General features: G+C 70.1%; 14 protein-coding genes. 10 read left to right on the top strand and 4 right to left on the bottom strand.

Going from position 1 to position 17,798, the window contains the following annotated elements; translation table 11 throughout:
- The first annotated feature begins 4 nt into the window (after positions 1-4).
- From ABZ078_RS23880 to ABZ078_RS23855, 6 genes are all read left to right on the top strand, one after another.
- Positions 5-880: a glutamine amidotransferase family protein gene (locus ABZ078_RS23880; RefSeq protein ID WP_356578186.1), complete on the top strand. Its 876-nt coding sequence runs from the start codon at positions 5-7 to the stop codon at positions 878-880.
- Positions 868-1,542 (top strand): glutamate synthase, encoded by a 675-nt coding sequence (locus ABZ078_RS23875; RefSeq protein WP_356578184.1) that lies wholly within the window; start codon positions 868-870, stop codon positions 1,540-1,542. Before ABZ078_RS23880 ends, ABZ078_RS23875 begins: the two co-directional genes overlap by 13 nt.
- A gap of 108 nt (positions 1,543-1,650) precedes the next feature.
- Positions 1,651-2,970, top strand: coding sequence for an FMN-binding glutamate synthase family protein (locus ABZ078_RS23870; RefSeq protein WP_356578183.1), 1,320 nt, complete (start codon positions 1,651-1,653; stop codon positions 2,968-2,970).
- Positions 2,967-4,076: an FAD-dependent oxidoreductase gene (locus ABZ078_RS23865; RefSeq protein WP_356578181.1), complete on the top strand. Its 1,110-nt coding sequence runs from the start codon at positions 2,967-2,969 to the stop codon at positions 4,074-4,076. The genes ABZ078_RS23870 and ABZ078_RS23865 overlap by 4 nt, the downstream gene beginning before the upstream one ends.
- 88 nt (positions 4,077-4,164) lie before the next feature.
- Positions 4,165-5,463 carry an ammonium transporter gene (locus tag ABZ078_RS23860; protein ID WP_356578179.1) on the top strand — a complete coding sequence of 433 codons (1,299 nt, stop codon included), beginning with the start codon at positions 4,165-4,167 and terminating at the stop codon, positions 5,461-5,463.
- A gap of 173 nt (positions 5,464-5,636) precedes the next feature.
- Positions 5,637-6,302, top strand: a complete 666-nt coding sequence (locus ABZ078_RS23855; protein ID WP_356578177.1) for an XRE family transcriptional regulator — start codon at positions 5,637-5,639, stop codon at positions 6,300-6,302.
- Positions 6,303-6,542: 240 nt separating this feature from the next.
- Here ABZ078_RS23855 and ABZ078_RS23850 read toward each other — a convergent pair whose 3' ends face one another.
- From ABZ078_RS23850 to argG, 3 genes are all read right to left on the bottom strand, one after another.
- Entirely contained in the window at positions 6,543-8,072 is a 1,530-nt protein-coding gene (locus ABZ078_RS23850) for a UDP-N-acetylglucosamine 1-carboxyvinyltransferase (RefSeq protein ID WP_356578175.1), read from the bottom strand.
- Positions 8,073-8,136: 64 nt separating this feature from the next.
- Positions 8,137-8,334 carry a DUF4236 domain-containing protein gene (locus ABZ078_RS23845; RefSeq protein ID WP_356578173.1) on the bottom strand — a complete coding sequence of 66 codons (198 nt, stop codon included), beginning with the start codon at positions 8,332-8,334 and terminating at the stop codon, positions 8,137-8,139.
- 189 nt (positions 8,335-8,523) lie between these two features.
- Positions 8,524-9,978: an argininosuccinate synthase gene (gene argG / locus ABZ078_RS23840; RefSeq protein ID WP_356578240.1), complete on the bottom strand. Its 1,455-nt coding sequence runs from the start codon at positions 9,976-9,978 to the stop codon at positions 8,524-8,526.
- Positions 9,979-10,389: 411 nt separating this feature from the next.
- Between argG and acnA the strand changes: the two genes are divergently transcribed.
- The 4 genes from acnA (at position 10,390) to ABZ078_RS23820 (ending at position 16,798) form a co-directional block, all read left to right on the top strand.
- A complete protein-coding gene (acnA, locus tag ABZ078_RS23835) occupies positions 10,390-13,107 on the top strand; it encodes an aconitate hydratase AcnA (RefSeq protein ID WP_356578172.1) in 2,718 nt (905 codons plus the stop codon).
- 354 nt (positions 13,108-13,461) lie between these two features.
- On the top strand, positions 13,462-14,541 hold the full coding sequence (locus tag ABZ078_RS23830) for a lytic polysaccharide monooxygenase (RefSeq protein WP_356578238.1): 1,080 nt from the start codon (positions 13,462-13,464) through the stop codon (positions 14,539-14,541).
- A 146-nt stretch (positions 14,542-14,687) separates the two neighbouring features.
- Positions 14,688-15,953, top strand: coding sequence for a glycosyltransferase family 4 protein (locus ABZ078_RS23825; protein WP_356578170.1), 1,266 nt, complete (start codon positions 14,688-14,690; stop codon positions 15,951-15,953).
- Positions 15,950-16,798: a transferase gene (locus ABZ078_RS23820; RefSeq protein ID WP_356578168.1), complete on the top strand. Its 849-nt coding sequence runs from the start codon at positions 15,950-15,952 to the stop codon at positions 16,796-16,798. The genes ABZ078_RS23825 and ABZ078_RS23820 overlap by 4 nt, the downstream gene beginning before the upstream one ends.
- On the opposite strand, the gene ABZ078_RS23815 is transcribed toward ABZ078_RS23820, so the two are convergent.
- Positions 16,788-17,783, bottom strand: coding sequence for an acetylxylan esterase (locus tag ABZ078_RS23815; RefSeq protein ID WP_356578166.1), 996 nt, complete (start codon positions 17,781-17,783; stop codon positions 16,788-16,790). The genes ABZ078_RS23820 and ABZ078_RS23815 overlap by 11 nt on opposite strands.
- Positions 17,784-17,798: the final 15 nt, after the last annotated feature.

Below are 17,798 nucleotides of genomic sequence, written 5' to 3'. Positions count from 1 at the left end.
CCGCATGTGCGGAATCGTCGGGCTCCATCTGCGCGAGCCCTCTCTCGAACCCAGGCTCGGCGAGTTGCTGACAGCGATGCTCGGCCAGGTCGTCGAACGCGGCCCGGACTCAGCGGGTGTCGCGGTCTACGGAGACCCCGATCTGTCCCCTCCGGGGCGCGCTGTCGTTTCCCTGCTGGGGGTCACGCCCACCGAGGTGGAAGCGGCTCTGCCGGGGGCCACCGCCACGGCCGCCGACGCCACCACCGTGATACAGGCCGACCTGCCCGTCGACAGCCTGCTGACCGCCGTGGCCGACGCGCTGCCCCACGCCACCGTCATCGGTTCCGGTACGGACATGGCCGTACTCAAGGGCGTCGGGCATCCCGTCGAGTTGGCGCGGTCCTTCGGGCTCGCCGGGGTGACCGGCTGGCAGGGCGTCGGCCACACCCGCATGGCGACCGAGTCCGCCGTCACGCCCGAGGGTGCGCACCCCTTCTCGGTCGGCCCGGGCCAGTGCCTGGTGCACAACGGATCGTTCGCCAACCACGCCACCGTCCGGCGTGAACTGCGCGCCAGGGGAGTCGAGTTCGACAGTGAGAACGACTCCGAGGTGGGAGCCCGATTCGTCGCCCACCAGCTCGCGCACGGCACTGACCTGGAGAAGGCCCTGCGGTTGCTGTGCGAACGCTTCGACGGCTTCTACACGCTGCTGGTCTCCACCGCGGACTCCTTCGCGGTCGTCCGCGACGCCATCGCCTGCAAGCCGGCCCTGGTCGCCGAGACCGACGCCTGGGTCGCGATGGCCTCCGAGTACCGGGCGCTGGACGTCCTGCCGGGCGTCGAGAACGCCCGCATCTTCGAACCCGAGCCGGAAGAGGTGTACATATGGCGACGCTGATCGACCTCGCACAGAGCCCGGTACGGGACCTCAACCAGGCCCTGCACACCACGGACGCCACCTCCTGGCGGATCCTCAACCCGCGCGGCGCGCACGCCGTGGCCTGCGGCATCCGCGAGGACCACACCGTCGACGTCGAGGGTCACGTCGGCTACTACTGCGCCGGAATGAACCAGCGCGCCACCGTCACGATCCACGGCAACGCGGGCACCGGGGTCGCCGAGAACATGATGTCCGGCACCGTCCGGGTGCGCGGCAACGCCTCCCAGTCCGCCGGCGCCACCGCCCACGGCGGCCTGCTGGTGATCGATGGCGACGCCGCCGCCCGCTGCGGGATCTCCATGAAGGGCGTGGACATCGTGGTCGGCGGCGGCGTCGGGCACATGAGCGCCTTCATGGGACAGGCCGGACGCCTGGTCGTGTGCGGCGACGCGGGCGACGCGCTCGGCGACTCCCTCTACGAGGCCCGCATCTACGTCCGCGGCACGGTCAAGTCCCTCGGCGCCGACTGTGTCGAGAAGGAGATGCGCGACGAACACCTCGCGGAACTGGCCGAGTTGCTCAAGGCCGCCGAGCGCGACGAGGACCCGGCCGGCTTCCGCCGCTACGGCTCGGCCCGGCAGCTGTATCACTTCAAGACCGACAACACGGCCGCGTATTAGCTCCGCTGGGAGGCCGTACTCGACTGCGGGCCGTCTGTGGCTGGTCGCGCAGTTCCCCGCGCCCCTGAAGGGGCGCTCCACCTCACCGGAATCCAGAGGAGTGAAACCTTGGAACCCGCATCCCAGGGCATGCGCGAGTCGGCCACCTTCGACCGTGCCACCATCCACGCCATCCAGCGCGCCGCCGAGACCGGCATCTACGACATCCGCGGCTGGGGCGCCAAGCGCAGGCTCCCGCACTTCGACGACCTGCTGCTGCTCGGCGCCTCCATGTCCCGCTATCCGCTGGAGGGTTACCGCGAGCGCTGCGACACCGATGTCGCCCTCGGCACCCGGCACGCGAAGAACCCGCTGCGCCTGGCCACCCCGGTCACGATCGCGGGGATGAGCTTCGGCGCCCTGTCCGCCCAGGCGAAGGAGGCCCTGGGCAGGGGGGCGTCGGAGGCGGGCACGTCCACGACGACCGGCGACGGCGGGATGACCCCCGAGGAGCGCGGCCACTCCAAGCACCTCGTGTACCAGTACCTGCCGTCCCGGTACGGCATGAACCCCGACGACCTGCGCGCCGCCGACGCCATCGAGGTCGTCCTCGGCCAGGGCGCCAAGCCGGGCGGCGGGGGCATGCTGCTCGGCCAGAAGATCACCGAACGGGTTGCCGGAATGCGGACGCTGCCCGTCGGTATCGACCAGCGCAGTGCCTGCCGCCACCCCGACTGGACCGGCCCCGACGACCTCGCGATCAAGATCCTCGAACTGCGCGAGATCACCGACTGGGAGAAGCCCGTCTATGTGAAGGTGGGCGCGACCCGCACGTACTACGACGTGAAACTGGCCGTACACGCGGGCGCCGACGTCGTGGTGGTCGACGGCATGCAGGGCGGTACGGCAGCCACCCAGGACGTCTTCATCGAGCACGTCGGCATCCCCACCCTGGCCGCGCTGCCCCAGGCGGTGCGCGCCCTGCAGGAGCTGGGAGTCCACCGCGAGGTGCAGCTGATCGTCTCCGGCGGAATCCGAAACGGCGCCGACCTGGCCAAGGCCCTGGCGCTCGGAGCGGACGCGGTCGCGATCGGTACGGCCGCGCTGATCGCGCTGGGCGACAACCACCCCAGGTACGACGCCGAGTACCGCGAACTCGGCTCCGCCGCCGGATACTTCGACGACTACCAGGACGGCCGCGACCCGGCCGGCATCTCCACCCAGGACGAGGAACTGGCCGCGCGCCTCGATCCCGTGGAGGGCGGCCGACGGCTCGCGAACTTCCTGCGCGTGATGACCATGGAGGCGCAGACCCTGGCCCGCGCCTGCGGCAAGGCCCACCTCCACCACCTGGAGCCCGAGGACCTGGTCGCGCTCACCATCGAGTCCGCCGCCATGGCCCGGGTCCCCCTCGCGGGCACCGACTGGATCCCGGGGGCCGGCCTGTGATCGCCGTGGTCGGCGCCGGGCTCATGGGCGCGGCCACCGCCTGGCAGCTCGCCAGGCGGGGCCATGAGGTCACGCTGATCGAGGCGTACGACATCGGCCACCAGCACGGGAGCTCGCACGGCAGCTCCCGGATCTTCCGACGAGCGTACGCCGACCCCTTCTATGCACGACTCACCGGGCGAGCGTACGAGCAGTGGCGGGAGCTGGAACGCGATGCCTCGACTCCCTTGCTCCGGATGACCGGTGGCCTCGACCTCGGTCCGGACCGCGATGCGGCGCGTCTGGCCGATGTGCTGGCGGCGGCCGGGGCGCCGTACGAACTCCTCGGGCCCGAGGCCGCCACCGAGCGCTGGCCCCACATCCGCTTCACCGGCCCGGCGCTGTACCACCCCGACGCCGGCGTGGTCGACGCCGACGCCACGGTCGCCGCCTGCGTGCGCCGGGCCACCGAGCTCGGCGCCGAGGTGGTCACCGGACGTCGGGTCGAGGGCATCGACGTACGGGGGAAGGCGCGGGTGCGCACGGACGACGGCCGGGAGATCACCGCCAACACGGTCGTGGTCGCCGCCGGCCCCTGGCTGCCCGGCCTCGAACTGCCCGTTGCCCTACCGCCGTTGACCGTGACCCAGCAGCAGGTCTTCCACTTCCGGCAACGGGACCCGGACCTGTCGTGGCCGGTCCTGATATCCAAGGACGCCACGATGCAGGTCTTCGGACTCCCGTCAGGCACCGATGGCGGGCCGCTGCCCGCGGTCAAGGTCGCCGAGCACGACCGCGGCACCCCGACCACCGCCCGCACCCGCAGCGGTGTTGTCGACGGGGCGTCACGTGCGCGGATCGGCGACTTCGTACGAGACCGTCTGCCCGGCCTCGACCCGGACCCGGTCGCCGAGGCCACCTGCCTCTACACCACCACCTCCGACGAGGACTTCATCCTCGACCGCCGAGGCCCCCTCGTGATCGTCTCCCCGTGCTCCGGCCACGGCGCCAAGTTCACCCCGCTCATCGGGGCGTTGGCCGCCGACCTGGCCACGGGCCGGACCGAGCCGCATCCCCGCTTCCGGCTGGATCGCACAGCCCGGGGCGCGGCCGAAACCCGTCCTTAATTCTGCGCGTGAGCGTCCCGTAACCCACCCCTTGTCTACTGCGAGGAAACACCGTTTCCTTCTGCTGGATATTCCGTGGAGCGTGCGCATGGACACCGGAAGTACCGCATGGATGCTCGCCAGCACGGCCCTCGTCTGTCTGATGGTGCCGGGGCTGGCCCTCTTCTACGGCGGCATGGTCGCCGCCAAGAGCGTCCTCAACATGATCATGATGACCTTCGGAGCCGTCGCCCTGGTCGGCTGCGTCTGGGTCGTCTACGGCTTCTCGGCCGCGTTCGGAAACTCCCTCGGCGGCGCCGGCCTGCTCGGTGACGTCACCGAGTACCCCGGCCTGAGCGGCGTGATGAAGGACGACCCGAAGGCGGTCATCCCGCTCTCCGTCTTCGCCGCCTTCCAGGCCCTGTTCGCGGCCCTGACCGCCGCTCTGATCTGCGGGGCCATCTCGAACCGCATCAAGTTCGGCGCCTGGATGGCCTTCACCGGAATCTGGGTGACCCTGGTCTATCTGCCGGTCGCCCACTGGGTGTTCGCCTTCGACGGCAAGGGCGTCGTGGGCGGTTGGATCGTCAACGAGCTCGGCGCGATCGACTTCGCCGGCGGTACGGCCGTCCACATCAACTCCGGCGCCGCGGCTCTGGCGGTGATCCTCGTCCTCGGCCGCCGGATGGGCTGGAAGAAGGACGGCGGCACGGAACGCCCCCACAACCTCCCCCTGGTCATGCTCGGCGCGGGCCTGCTCTGGTTCGGCTGGTTCGGCTTCAACGGCGGCTCCGCACTCACCTCGTCCAACGCCGCCTCCGTCGTCGTCCTCAACACCTTCACAGCCACCTGCTCCGCGATGCTCGGCTGGCTCCTCGTGGAGAAGCTCCGCGACGGCCATGCCACCAGCCTGGGCGCCGCTTCCGGCGCGATCGCCGGCCTCGTCGCCATCACCCCGGCCTGCGGCGCGGTCTCCCCGGTCGGCGCGCTGGTGCTGGGCGGTGTCGGCGGCGCGGTCTGCGCGCTCGCCGTCGGCCTGAAGTACAGGTTCGGCTACGACGACTCCCTCGACGTGGTCGGCATCCACCTCGTCGGCGGCATCACGGGAACCCTGTTGGTCGGCCTCCTGGCCACCGCGGACGCCCCCAACGGCGTCGACGGTCTCCTCTACGGCGGCGGTCTCTCCCTGCTCGGTAAGCAGGCCGTGGGTGCCTTCGCCGTCCTGCTGTACTCCTTCGTCGTCACCTGGCTCATCGCCAAGGCGCTGGACAGGACGATGGGCCTGCGGGTCCGGCCCGAGGTCGAGGAGGGCGGCGTCGACGTCCACCTGCACGCGGAGAGTGCCTACGACCTGCTCCACCCCACGCCCGCCGTCCCGGCGCCCGCCCCCGCGCAACCGGTGGGCTGAACAGATCCCCGCGGACGGCTGTTCGATCAGTGACCATGAGCGTGGGTGCGGACGGTGACGGCTGCCGTCCGCATCGCCTCGCCCGCATGCCAGCGGAGGAACGGGGGACAGCTGCCCCGCGCCGGGCGCGCGCGACCCAATTGAGCCGGTGCCGTCACGGCAGAATGGCCAGCATGACGACTGATCCCGATTCCCCCGACCTCCAGGCCCGGGCTGCCGCGCTGCCCGACCGGGAGGTCGACCCCGGCGAGGCGGCGCAGGCGCTGGAGCTCGAAGTCGTCATCGGTCGGCAGGTCAGGGAGTACCGAACGGCAGCAGGCCTGTCGATCGCCGAGACGGCGGCCAGGGTCGGCATTTCCAAGGCCATGCTCTCCAAGATCGAGAATGCGCAGACGTCCTGCAGCCTCACCACGCTCGGCCGTCTCGCCACCGGCCTGGGCATCCCCGTCACCGCGCTGTTCCGCGGGGTCGACGCCGACCGCGAGGCCGTCTTCGTCCCCGCCGGGCAGGGCGCCCGCATCGTGCGCCGAGGTAGCCGGGTCGGCCATCTCTACGAGTTGCTCGGCGCGCTCCGCGGACCCCACAAACGGATGGAAGCCGTCCTGGTGACCCTCACCGAACAGAGCGAGGTGTTCCCCCTCTTCCAGCACCCCGGAACCGAATTGCTGTACATGCTGGAGGGCGAGATGGTCTACGGCCACGGCGAGGCCAGCTACACCATGCGCCCCGGCGACGCGCTCCAACTCGACGGCGAGGGACCCCACGGCCCTCAGGAGCTGGTGACCCTGCCCATCCGCTTCCTGTCCGTCACCGCGTTCGGGGACCATGCTCGGGACTAGGCTCCACTGCCGGTCTGCGCACAGCACTGGTGGACTTGCGAGTGGGCTGGCGAACAATCGCAGACCGGCCCTGTGCTGCGAGCATTTCTTGCGTCTGGGCGGCCTGAGCGGCGCTTGGGCCGTGTCCTACGTCAGGAGCCCGCCGCAGGCGCAAAGTCCCAGAGAAGTCCCACGGATGCCGCCACACCCCTTCCTGACCCGCTTCATCCAGGTCAGACGGGGTGCGGCGGCATTCGCATATCAAATGTCCCGGAAAATCTCGATCTGCGCCCCGATGGAGTTCAGACGCTCGGCGAGGTCCTCGTAACCGCGGTTGATGACATAGACGTTGCGCAGCACGGACGTGCCCTCCGCCGCCATCATCGCCAGCAGGACGACCACGGCCGGCCGCAGCGCGGGCGGGCACATCATCTCGGCCGCGCGCCAGCGGGTCGGGCCCTCGACCAGCACGCGGTGCGGGTCCAGCAACTGCAGCCGGCCGCCGAGGCGGTTGAGGTCGGTCAGGTAGATCGCCCGGTTGTCGTAGACCCAGTCGTGGATCAGGGTCTTGCCCTGCGCGGAGGCCGCGATGGCCGCGAAGAACGGGACGTTGTCGATGTTCAGGCCCGGGAACGGCATCGGGTGGATCTTGTCGATCGGCGCCTCCAGCTTGGAGGGCCGGACGGTCAGGTCCACCAGCCGCGTACGGCCGTTGTCGGCGACGTACTCGGGCGTACGGTCGTGGTCGAGGCCCATCTCCTCCAGGACCGCCAGCTCGATCTCCAGGAACTCGATCGGCACCCGGCACACCGTCAGCTCCGACTCGGTGACGACGGCGGCGGCCAGCAGGCTCATCGCCTCGACCGGGTCCTCGGACGGCGAGTAGTCGACGTCGGCGTCGATGGTCGGCACGCCGTGCACGGTGAGCGTGGTGGTCCCGATGCCCTCGACCCGGACGCCGAGCGCCTCCAGGAAGAAGCACAGGTCCTGGACCATGTAGTTGGAGGAGGCGTTGCGGATGACCGTGACGCCGTCGTGCCGCGCGGCGGCCAGCAGCGCGTTCTCGGTCACCGTGTCGCCGCGCTCGGTCAGCACGATCGGACGGTCGGGGCGGACCGAGCGGTCGACCGTGGCGTGGTAGTGGCCCTCGGTCGCCGCGACGTCCAGGCCGAACCGGCGCAGCGCGATCATGTGCGGCTCGATGGTCCGCGTGCCGAGGTCGCAGCCGCCGGCGTACGGCAGCTTGAAGCGGTCCATCCGGTGCAGGAGCGGGCCGAGGAACATGATGATGGACCGCGTGCGTACGGCGGCCTCCGCGTCGATGGCCGCCATGTCCAGCTCGGCCGGCGGCACGATTTCCAGGTCGACGCCGTCGTTGATCCAACGGGTGCGCACACCGATGGAGTTGAGCACCTCCAGGAGGCGGTAGACCTCCTCGATACGGGCGACGCGGCGCAGCAGCGTGCGCCCCTTGTTGAGCAACGAGGCGCACAGCAGGGCCACACAGGCGTTCTTGCTGGTCTTGACGTCGATCGAACCGGACAGTCGACGCCCGCCGACGACCCTCAGATGCATCGGCCCGGCGTACCCGAGGGACACGATCTCGCTGTCCAGGGCTTCACCGATTCGGGCGATCATCTCAAGGCTGATGTTCTGGTTGCCGCGCTCGATGCGGTTCACGGCGCTCTGGGAGGTGCCGAGCGCCTCGGCCAGCTGCGTCTGTGTCCAGCCACGGTGTTGCCGGGCGTCACGGATGAGCTTGCCGATGCGTACGAGGTAGTCGTCTGCCATGAGGTTGAGGTTATCTCAGATATGAGATGGCACATCCCGAGGGGGCCATTCGGGTGACGGACCGTCAATGTCGCCTGGCGTTACGGGTTCGACGCCACCCGAAAGGTCCGGGCAAATCCACCGATGTCGTATGACGTCCGGTGCTGCTGTAGGTGTGGCGCGGTCCCTTCCTGCCGCCGGTGGTCAGGGACCAGGAGCGCCGGTTGATGTTCAGGCGCACTCCGGGCAGGATCCGGAAACTCTTGCGGAATGTGAGGGGCATGGACGCCTCCCGATGGGGTCGTGTACGTACCCCTCGGTTACCCCGGCTTGGCGAACTGATGGCACGAGGGGAAGCCGGAAGACGTGCGGGGAAAGCCGGAAGACGTGCGGGGAAAGCCGGAAGGCCGGCTCGGCGCCCTCGGCGCCCAGCCGGCCTTCCGGTGGTGGTGGTCCGTCCCCTCGTCCGCGGTCAGTCCGTGCCGGACTCCATCGCGGCGCGGTCCAGCAGCGCGTCCTCCGCGGAGACCTCGCCGCGGGAGGCGATGGCCTCGGCGCCGCCCTCCGGCAGCTCCGGCATGGTGCCGATCAGCCCGGTCGCGGCCGCCTGGGAGGCGCCGATGGTGGGGCTGCCGGTGCCGATCAGGCCGAGGCCGGCGTACTGCTCCAGCTTGGCGCGGGAGTCGGCGATGTCGAGGTTGCGCATGGTGAGCTGGCCGATCCGGTCGACCGGGCCGAACGCCGAGTCCTCGGTGCGCTCCATGGACAGCTTGTCCGGGTGGTAGCTGAACGCCGGGCCCGTGGTGTCGAGGATCGAGTAGTCCTCGCCGCGCCGCAGTCGCAGGGTCACCTCTCCGGTGACGGCGGCGCCGACCCAGCGCTGGAGCGACTCGCGGATCATCAGCGCCTGCGGGTCCAGCCAGCGGCCCTCGTACATGAGGCGACCCAGGCGCCGGCCCTCGTTGTGGTACTGGGCGAGGGTGTCCTCGTTGTGGATGGCGTTGACCAGGCGCTCGTACGCCGCGTGCAGCAGGGCCATGCCGGGCGCCTCGTAGATGCCGCGGCTCTTGGCCTCGATGATCCGGTTCTCGATCTGGTCCGACATGCCGAGGCCGTGCCGGCCGCCGATGGCGTTGGCCTCCATGACCAGGTCGACGGCGGAGGCGAACTCCTTGCCGTTGATCGTCACCGGGCGGCCCTGCTCGAAGCCGATCGTCACGTCCTCGGTGGCGATGTCGACCTCGGGGTCCCAGAACCGCACGCCCATGATGGGCTCGACGGTCTCGATGCCGGTGTCCAGGTGCTCCAGCGTCTTGGCCTCGTGGGTGGCGCCCCAGATGTTGGCGTCGGTGGAGTACGCCTTCTCGGTCGAGTCCCGGTAGGGCAGGTCGTGGGCGACCAGCCACTCCGACATCTCCTTGCGGCCGCCGAGCTCGGTCACGAACTTCGCGTCCAGCCACGGCTTGTAGATCCGCAGGTTCGGGTTGGCGAGCAGGCCGTAGCGGTAGAACCGCTCGATGTCGTTGCCCTTGAAGGTGGAGCCGTCGCCCCAGATCTGGACGTTGTCCTCCAGCATCGCCCGCACCAGCAGCGTGCCGGTGACGGCACGGCCCAGCGGCGTGGTGTTGAAGTACGCCCGCCCGCCGGAACGGATGTGGAACGCGCCGCACGTCAGCGCGGCCAGGCCCTCCTCGACCAGCGCCGCCCGGCAGTCGACCAGGCGCGCGACCTCGGCGCCGTAGGTCTTGGCGCGGCCGGGCACCGAGGCGATGTCGGGCTCGTCGTACTGGCCGATGTCGGCGGTGTAGGTGCACGGGACGGCGCCCTTGTCGCGCATCCAGGCGACCGCGACCGAGGTGTCGAGGCCGCCCGAGAAGGCGATGCCGACGCGCTCGCCGGTGGGGAGGGAGGTGAGGACCTTGGACATAGGAAGAGTATGCATGATCCCGCATGATCATGCAAAGGGCTTGCGTGAGAGCGCGCGATCCCGGTCGGGGGCGCACGGAAAGAGGCGGGGGAAAGGCGTGCCGAAAGAGGGGATTCCGGTGGTGGATCCGCGCGATTCCTGTGGCGGGCGCAGGGGTGGCGGGCCGGATGTGTGGAATGTCGCGAGCGGGTGTGGGCAACGACACGGCCGAATGGCGCGCGACGACGAGGCCGGGCATGACCATCCCGGCCCCATGTACTAGAGTTATCTCGACATCGAGATATCTGCCGAGGCGCACCGCAGTCGCCACTCCAGTAAGGCATGCCTAACTTAGCCTTACCTTAGCGGATCGGCCAAGACGGCGTGGCGGCAGGATGCGGTGGTAAGCGCACAAAAATGAAGGAGACTGTCGTGTCGGCGAACAGCTTCGACGCCCGCAGCACGCTGCAGGTGGGCGACGAGTCGTACGAGATCTTCCGGCTGGACAAGGTCGAGGGCTCCGCGCGCCTCCCCTACAGCCTGAAGGTGCTGCTGGAGAACCTCCTCCGCACCGAGGACGGCGCGAACATCACCGCCGACCACATCCGCGCCCTCGGCAACTGGGACTCGCAGGCCCAGCCGTCGCAGGAGATCCAGTTCACGCCGGCCCGTGTGATCATGCAGGACTTCACCGGCGTGCCCTGTGTCGTCGACCTCGCCACCATGCGTGAGGCCGTCAAGGAGCTCGGCGGCGACCCGGCGAAGGTCAACCCGCTCTCCCCGGCCGAGTTGGTCATCGACCACTCCGTCATCGCCGACAAGTTCGGCACCAACGACGCGTTCGCGCAGAACGTCGAGCTGGAGTACGGCCGCAACAAGGAGCGCTACCAGTTCCTGCGCTGGGGCCAGACCGCCTTCGACGACTTCAAGGTCGTCCCGCCCGGCACCGGCATCGTCCACCAGGTGAACATCGAGCACCTGGCCCGCACGGTGATGGTGCGTAACGGCCAGGCCTACCCCGACACCCTCGTCGGCACCGACTCGCACACCACCATGGTCAACGGCCTCGGTGTGCTGGGCTGGGGCGTCGGCGGCATCGAGGCCGAGGCCGCGATGCTCGGCCAGCCGGTCTCGATGCTCATCCCGCGCGTCGTCGGCTTCAAGCTCACCGGCGAGCTGCCCACCGGCACCACCGCCACCGACCTCGTGCTGACCATCACCGAGATGCTCCGCAAGCACGGCGTCGTCGGCAAGTTCGTCGAGTTCTACGGCGAGGGCGTGGCCGCCACCTCGCTCGCCAACCGCGCCACCATCGGCAACATGTCGCCGGAGTTCGGCTCGACCGCCGCGATCTTCCCGATCGACGACGAGACCATCAAGTACCTCAAGCTGACCGGCCGCTCCGAGCAGCAGCTCGCGCTCGTCGAGGCGTACGCCAAGGAGCAGGGCCTCTGGCTGGACCCGGCCGCCGAGCCGGACTTCTCCGAGAAGCTCGAGCTGGACCTGTCCACGGTCGTCCCGTCCATCGCCGGTCCGAAGCGCCCGCAGGACCGCATCGTCCTCGCGAACGCCGCCGAGCAGTTCAAGCAGGACGTCCGCAACTACGTCGACAGCGTGGACGAGGCGGGCCAGGAGTCCTTCCCGGCCTCCGACGCTCCGGCCGTCGCCCCGAACGGCGCCCCGTCCAACCCGGTCACCGTGACCGCCCCCGACGGCTCGACGTACCAGATCGACCACGGTGCCGTGACGGTCGCCGCCATCACCTCCTGCACCAACACCTCCAACCCGTACGTCATGGTCGCCGCCGCGCTCGTCGCGAAGAAGGCCGTGGAGAAGGGCCTGACCCGCAAGCCGTGGGTCAAGACCACCCTCGCCCCGGGTTCCAAGGTCGTCACCGACTACTTCGACAAGGCGGGCCTGACCCCGTACCTCGACAAGGTCGGCTTCAACCTGGTCGGTTACGGCTGCACCACCTGCATCGGCAACTCCGGCCCGCTGCCGGAGGAGGTCTCCAAGGCCGTCAACGACCACGACCTCGCGGTCACCTCGGTCCTGTCCGGCAACCGGAACTTCGAGGGCCGTATCAACCCCGACGTCAAGATGAACTACCTGGCGTCCCCGCCGCTGGTCGTCGCGTACGCCATCGCCGGCTCGATGAAGGTGGACATCACCAAGGACGCCCTCGGCACGGACCAGGAGGGCAAGCCGGTCTACCTGTCCGACATCTGGCCCTCCGAGGCCGAGGTCAACGACGTCGTCGCGAACGCCATCGGCGAGGACATGTTCAGCAAGTCCTACTCCGACGTCTTCGCCGGTGACGCCCAGTGGCAGGCGCTGCCGATCCCGACCGGCAACACCTTCGAGTGGGACCCGCAGTCCACGTACGTCCGCAAGCCCCCGTACTTCGAGGGCATGACGATGGAGACCACCCCGGTCTCCGACATCACCGGCGCGCGCGTGCTCGCCAAGCTGGGCGACTCGGTCACCACCGACCACATCTCCCCGGCCGGTGCGATCAAGGCCGACACCCCGGCCGGCAAGTACCTCACCGAGCACGGTGTGGAGCGTCGTGACTTCAACTCCTACGGCTCCCGCCGTGGCAACCACGAGGTCATGATCCGCGGTACGTTCGCCAACATCCGCCTGCGCAACCAGATCGCGCCGGGGACGGAGGGTGGCTACACCCGCGACTTCACCCAGGAAGGCGGGCCCGTCTCCTTCATCTACGACGCCTCCCGCAACTACATCGAGCAGGGCATCCCGCTCGTCGTCCTCGCGGGCAAGGAGTACGGCTCCGGCTCGTCCCGTGACTGGGCGGCCAAGGGCACCGCGCTGCTCGGCGTCAAGGCCGTCATCGCCGAGTCCTACGAGCGCATCCACCGCTCGAACCTCATCGGCATGGGTGTCCTGCCGCTGCAGTTCCCGGAGGGTGCTTCCGCCGAGTCCCTCGGCCTGACCGGCGAGGAGACCTTCTCCATCACCGGCGTCGAGGAGCTCAACAACGGCACCACCCCGCGCACGGTGAAGGTCACCACCGACACGGGCGTCGAGTTCGACGCGGTCGTCCGCATCGACACCCCCGGTGAGGCCGACTACTACCGCAACGGCGGCATCATGCAGTACGTGCTGCGCAGCCTGATCCGCAAGTAAGCGGTACGGCGCGGCAGTCGACGCCGTGAAGGGCCGCATCCCCGGCGACGGGGGTGCGGCCCTTCGGCGTCCCGGCGGCGGACCGACCGCGCGGTAGCGGCGGTGCGCCGCCGCGCTTTCCAACCGCGCACCGCGCTTTACAACCGCGCCCCACAGCGCTACTTTCCGAATCAGGTGGTGGTGGGAGCGCTCCCATGGTGGACCGGAACCCGCCCCGGACCGCTCCCGCCCCACGCTCCCGCACGCGCGCGCCGCATCCATGGCGTGCCTGCGGCACGACCGCACCCGCATGCGCAGGTATGCGCACGGCCCGTACCTGAAGGAACGGACTCTAATGTCATGATCCTGACAAAAATGGAGCCGAGTGCACCTTCGGCTCGCCGATTAACTCTTCCCACCCGTGTCAGAGCCCTCTTCCTCGTCCTGGTCTCCCTGCTCGCGACCATCCCGGCGGTCGCCCTCGTGGTGAGTGCCGGCGGTGAGGCGGAGGCCCACGGCACTCCCATGAAACCGGGCAGCCGCACCTTCCTGTGCTGGCAGGACGGCCTCACCGACACCGGTGAGATCAAGCCGGTCAACCCGGCGTGCAGGGCGGCCCAACAGGTCAGCGGCACCACGCCGTTCTACAACTGGTTCTCGGTGCTCCGCTCCGACGGCGCCGGCCGCACCCGCGGCTTCGTGCCCGACGGCGAGCTGTGCAGCGGCGGCAACACCAACTTCACCGGCTTCAACACGCCCAGCAAGGACTGGCCGCTCACCCACCTCACCTCGGGCGCGACCGTCGACTTCTCCTACAACGCCTGGGCCGCGCACCCGGGTTGGTTCTACGTCTACATCACCAAGGACGGCTTCGACCCGACCCGGACCCTCACCTGGGACGACATGGAGGAGCGGCCCTTCCTCTCCGTCGACCACCCGCCGCTCAACGGCTCCCCGGGCACGGTCGAGGCCAACTACTCCTGGACAGGAAAGCTTCCTGACAACAAGTCGGGCCGCCACATCATCTACATGGTCTGGCAGCGCTCCGACAGTCAGGAAACCTTCTACTCCTGCTCCGACGTCGTCTTCGACGGCGGCAACGGCGAGGTGACCGGCATCAAGGAGCCCGGCAACCCCACCGACCCGGTGCCCGGCGAGTGCTCCGCCACCCGCCGCACGACCGGCAGTTGGAACGGCGGCTACCAGTCCGAGGTGACCGTCACCAACACCGGTGACGTCCCGATGCTCGGCTGGATGGTCGACTGGACGCTCCCCGCCGGCCAGAAGGTCGACAGCCTCTGGAGCGGCACCGCGACCTACAACGGCCAGGCCGTGATGGTCCACAACGCCGACTGGAACGGCTCCCTGAGTCCCGGTCAGAAAGCGACATTCGGCTACGTCGTCTCCGGACCCGGCGGCGACAGCACCACGACCCTGCCCTGCCGGGTGGGCTGAGCCACCGACTCGGGCGGACCCGGTGGGCGTCGAGCGGGGCGTCCACCGGGTCCGTGTCCTGATGAACCGGTCGAATGGGTGATTGACAGGAGAACAAACTGATAACAGGGGGCAACCCGGGGCAGGTTGGCGCGGTCTAGTCCGCCATGAAGATCTCTTTCCTGTTGCACAACGCCTACGGGATCGGAGGCACGATCAGCACGACCTTCAATCTCGCGCAGGCGCTGGCCGAACGGCACGAGGTGGAGATCGCGTCCGTGCTGCGGCACCGCGAACACCCCAACCGCACGCTCGACCCGAGAGTGCGCCTACGACCACTGGTGGACCTGCGGCACGAGAAGGAACATCCCCTGCATCTGAGACCGGCGGGAGTGTTCCCCGCCGCCGAGTACCGCCACCGCCAGTACAGCGAGTTGACCGACCAGCGGATCGGCGAGTACCTGGCGGCGACCGACGCCGACGTGGTCATCGGCACCCGGCCGGGACTCAATGTGCACCTCGCGCTCCAGGCGCCGGAGCATGTCGTCCGCATCGGGCAGGAGCACCTCTCCCTCGACAACCATCCGCCGGCGCTGCGCATCGCGCTGCGCCGGGCCTACCGCCGGCTCGACGTGCTCACCACCGTCACGGAGGCGGACGCAACCGCCTACCGGCGCAGGATGCGGCTGCCGGGCGTTCGGGTGGAGGCGCTTCCCAACAGCGTCCCCGATCCGGTGCTGCCTGCGGCGGACGGCACCGCGAAGGTGGTGGTCGCGGCGGGCCGACTGGGCCCGGTGAAGCGGTACGACCTGCTCATCGAGGCGTTCGCCCTGGTGGCCGCCGAGCGCCCGGACTGGCACCTGCGTATCTACGGCAAGGGAGACGAACACGCCCGGCTCCAGGAGCTGATCCAGCGCCTCGGTCTGTACGAGAACGTCTTCCTGATGGGCGCGGCCGCCCCCATGGAGGCGGAGTGGGTCAAGGGGTCGATCGGCGTGGCCGCGTCCGACTTCGAGGCGTTCGGCATGACCATCGTCGAGGCGATGCGCTGCGGACTGCCGGTGGTGAGCACCGACTGCCCGTACGGACCCCGCGAGATCATCAAGGACGGGGTGGACGGCCGCCTGGTGCCGGTCGGGGACCGTGACGCGATGGGCGCGGCGCTGCTGGACCTCGTCCGCGACGACGAGTTGCGCCGGCGGATGGGGCGTACGGCGATGGAGAACGCGCGACGGTTCGCCCCGGTCCCCGTCGTGGAGCGGGCCGAGCGGCTGATCGGCGAGGCGATGTCCGCCCGCAGGGCCGGTCGGCCGGTGGCGCCGGAGCGCCGCCGAATACACCACACCCTGGTCACCCAGGGTTTCGCCGCACGCGACACCGCGTACGCCGCGGCGTACCGCGCGCTGCACACGGTACGGAGGGGACAGCGATGACGACGGAGCCCGGCGTGAGAAGCGGGGCGTCGCTCCGTGCCGACTGCACGGTCGACGAGGACGGGCGGATCACCTTCGTCCTGGGGGCGGACGCGGTGTCCGGTACCTCCGCGCCCCAGTTGCTGCTGCGGCTGCGCCCCAAGAAGGGGGCGCCGGAGAAGCTGCTGCACCCGCTCGATCCGGAACCCGTGGGCGACGGCCGTCTGCGGGCCGTCCTGGAGCCGAAGCCCGCACTCGCCGAGGGCCGGTGGGACGTGTACCTGGTCCCCGAACCGGGAGCCCAGCGTCAGCGCGTGCGCCCCGGTCTGCGTGACCTGCGGGCCCTCGTCGACGGCCGGGACCGCGACTGGCCGGCTCCGGTCGCCGTGCGGGTGCCGTACACCACCAAGGACGGCTATCTCGCGGTGCGGGCCTGGCTGCGCACCGCCCATGCGGAGGTCCACGGCATCGAGCTGACGGACCGGTCGATGACGTTCCGGGCCCGGCTGCACGGCGCCGCGCTCTCCGAGGGGGCCGCCGTACGACTGCGCCTGCGGGGCGGGAAGGGTGTCGTACGGAGCCTGGAACCACGGGCCGCCGACGACGGCCGGGAGTTCTCCTGCACCGTGGATCACGGGGAGTTGGCCGCCGACCACGGCACCGGAAGCCGCGTCTGGGACGTCTTCGTCCAGCCGCGAGCCGACGAGGGAGCCTCTCCGGTCCGGGTCGGCCGGCTGTTCGACGACGTGGCGGACCGCAAGGAGATCTTCGTCTATCCGGCGACCCAGGTCGCAGGCGCCACCGTGCGGCCCTACTTCACGGTCGACAACGACTTCTCCGTGGAGGTGACGGCTCCTACGGCGTGATGCCCCACACGTCGTCCAGCCAGTCCAGTTGGCGCCGCACGTGCACCGCGTCCCCGCCCTCGTGGCCGTTGAACCGGTACGCGTGGATCTCCCTGCGCGGGTCGGCGCCCGACAGCTCCGCATAGCGGTTGAAGGCGCCGTACGCCCCGCTCGGCGGGCACACCGTGTCGCGCAGGCCGACCCCGAAGTGGGCCGGGGCACGCGCACGCCGGGCGAAGGAGATCCCCTCGACGTAGGCGAGCGTGTCGTACGCGGCCCGCTCGGCACCCCGGTGCACGCCGAGGTACGCGGCGATCTCGCCGTACGGCCCCGCGTCGGTGAGGTCCAGCGCGCGCCGGATGCCGCACAGGAACGGCGCGGTGACCAGGAGCGCGGCGAGGTCGGGCACGAGTCCCGCGACGGCCAGGGCGAGCCCGCCGCCCTGGCTGTTGCCGACGGCCGCGACCCGGGTGCCGTCCACGCCCGGAAGCGCGCGTACCGCCCCGACAGCCCGGACGGCGTCCGTGATCAGGCGCCGGTAGTGGTAGCCCCGCGGGGATAGCAGGCCGCGTACCGCCGGGCCCGGGCCGCCCGGTGCCATGGCGTGCGGGTCGGGGGTGGCGCCGCCGTTGCCGTACTGGTCGCCCTGGCCCCGGTTGTCCATCAGCAGATGCGCGTATCCGGCGTTCACCCAGGTCAGCCGCTCGTGCGGGAGTCCGCGGCCGCGGCCGTAACCGGCGTACTCCACGACCGCGGGCAGGGGATCGCGCACCCCCGCCGGTCTGCTGAACCAGGCCCGGACCAGGTCCGCGCCGAAGCCCCGGAAGGTCACGTCCCAGGTCTCGGTCAGCCGTAGCCCGGTCCGCACCGGGTGCGCCGCCGCCAACCCCTCCTCCCGCGCCGCCTCCTTGAGGGTGTGGTGCCAGAACTCGTCGAAGTCGGCGGGCTCCGGAGGATCCGGACGGTAGTGCTCCAGTTCTGCCGGGGGCAGGTCGAACGCGGGCAACGAGGGCCTCCGATT

The sequence above is a fragment of the Streptomyces sp. NPDC006385 genome, from assembly GCF_040612485.1.
Classification (GTDB): Bacteria; Actinomycetota; Actinomycetes; order Streptomycetales; family Streptomycetaceae; genus Streptomyces.
This window is presented reverse-complemented; position numbering and strand designations above follow the sequence as displayed.

Bases quoted from the DNA above. Each gene is read 5' to 3' on its own strand.
- ABZ078_RS23880 (WP_356578186.1), top strand. From the start codon at position 5: ATGTGCGGAATCGTCGGGCTCCATCTGCGCGAGCCCTCTCTCGAACCC.
- ABZ078_RS23875 (WP_356578184.1), top strand. From the start codon at position 868: ATGGCGACGCTGATCGACCTCGCACAGAGCCCGGTACGGGACCTCAAC.
- ABZ078_RS23860 (WP_356578179.1), top strand. From the start codon at position 4,165: ATGGACACCGGAAGTACCGCATGGATGCTCGCCAGCACGGCCCTCGTC.
- ABZ078_RS23855 (WP_356578177.1), top strand. From the start codon at position 5,637: ATGACGACTGATCCCGATTCCCCCGACCTCCAGGCCCGGGCTGCCGCG.
- ABZ078_RS23850 (WP_356578175.1), bottom strand. From the start codon at position 8,072: ATGGCAGACGACTACCTCGTACGCATCGGCAAGCTCATCCGTGACGCC.
- ABZ078_RS23845 (WP_356578173.1), bottom strand. From the start codon at position 8,334: ATGCCCCTCACATTCCGCAAGAGTTTCCGGATCCTGCCCGGAGTGCGC.
- argG (WP_356578240.1), bottom strand. From the start codon at position 9,978: ATGTCCAAGGTCCTCACCTCCCTCCCCACCGGCGAGCGCGTCGGCATC.
- ABZ078_RS23830 (WP_356578238.1), top strand. From the start codon at position 13,462: ATGGAGCCGAGTGCACCTTCGGCTCGCCGATTAACTCTTCCCACCCGT.
- ABZ078_RS23825 (WP_356578170.1), top strand. From the start codon at position 14,688: ATGAAGATCTCTTTCCTGTTGCACAACGCCTACGGGATCGGAGGCACG.
- ABZ078_RS23820 (WP_356578168.1), top strand. From the start codon at position 15,950: ATGACGACGGAGCCCGGCGTGAGAAGCGGGGCGTCGCTCCGTGCCGAC.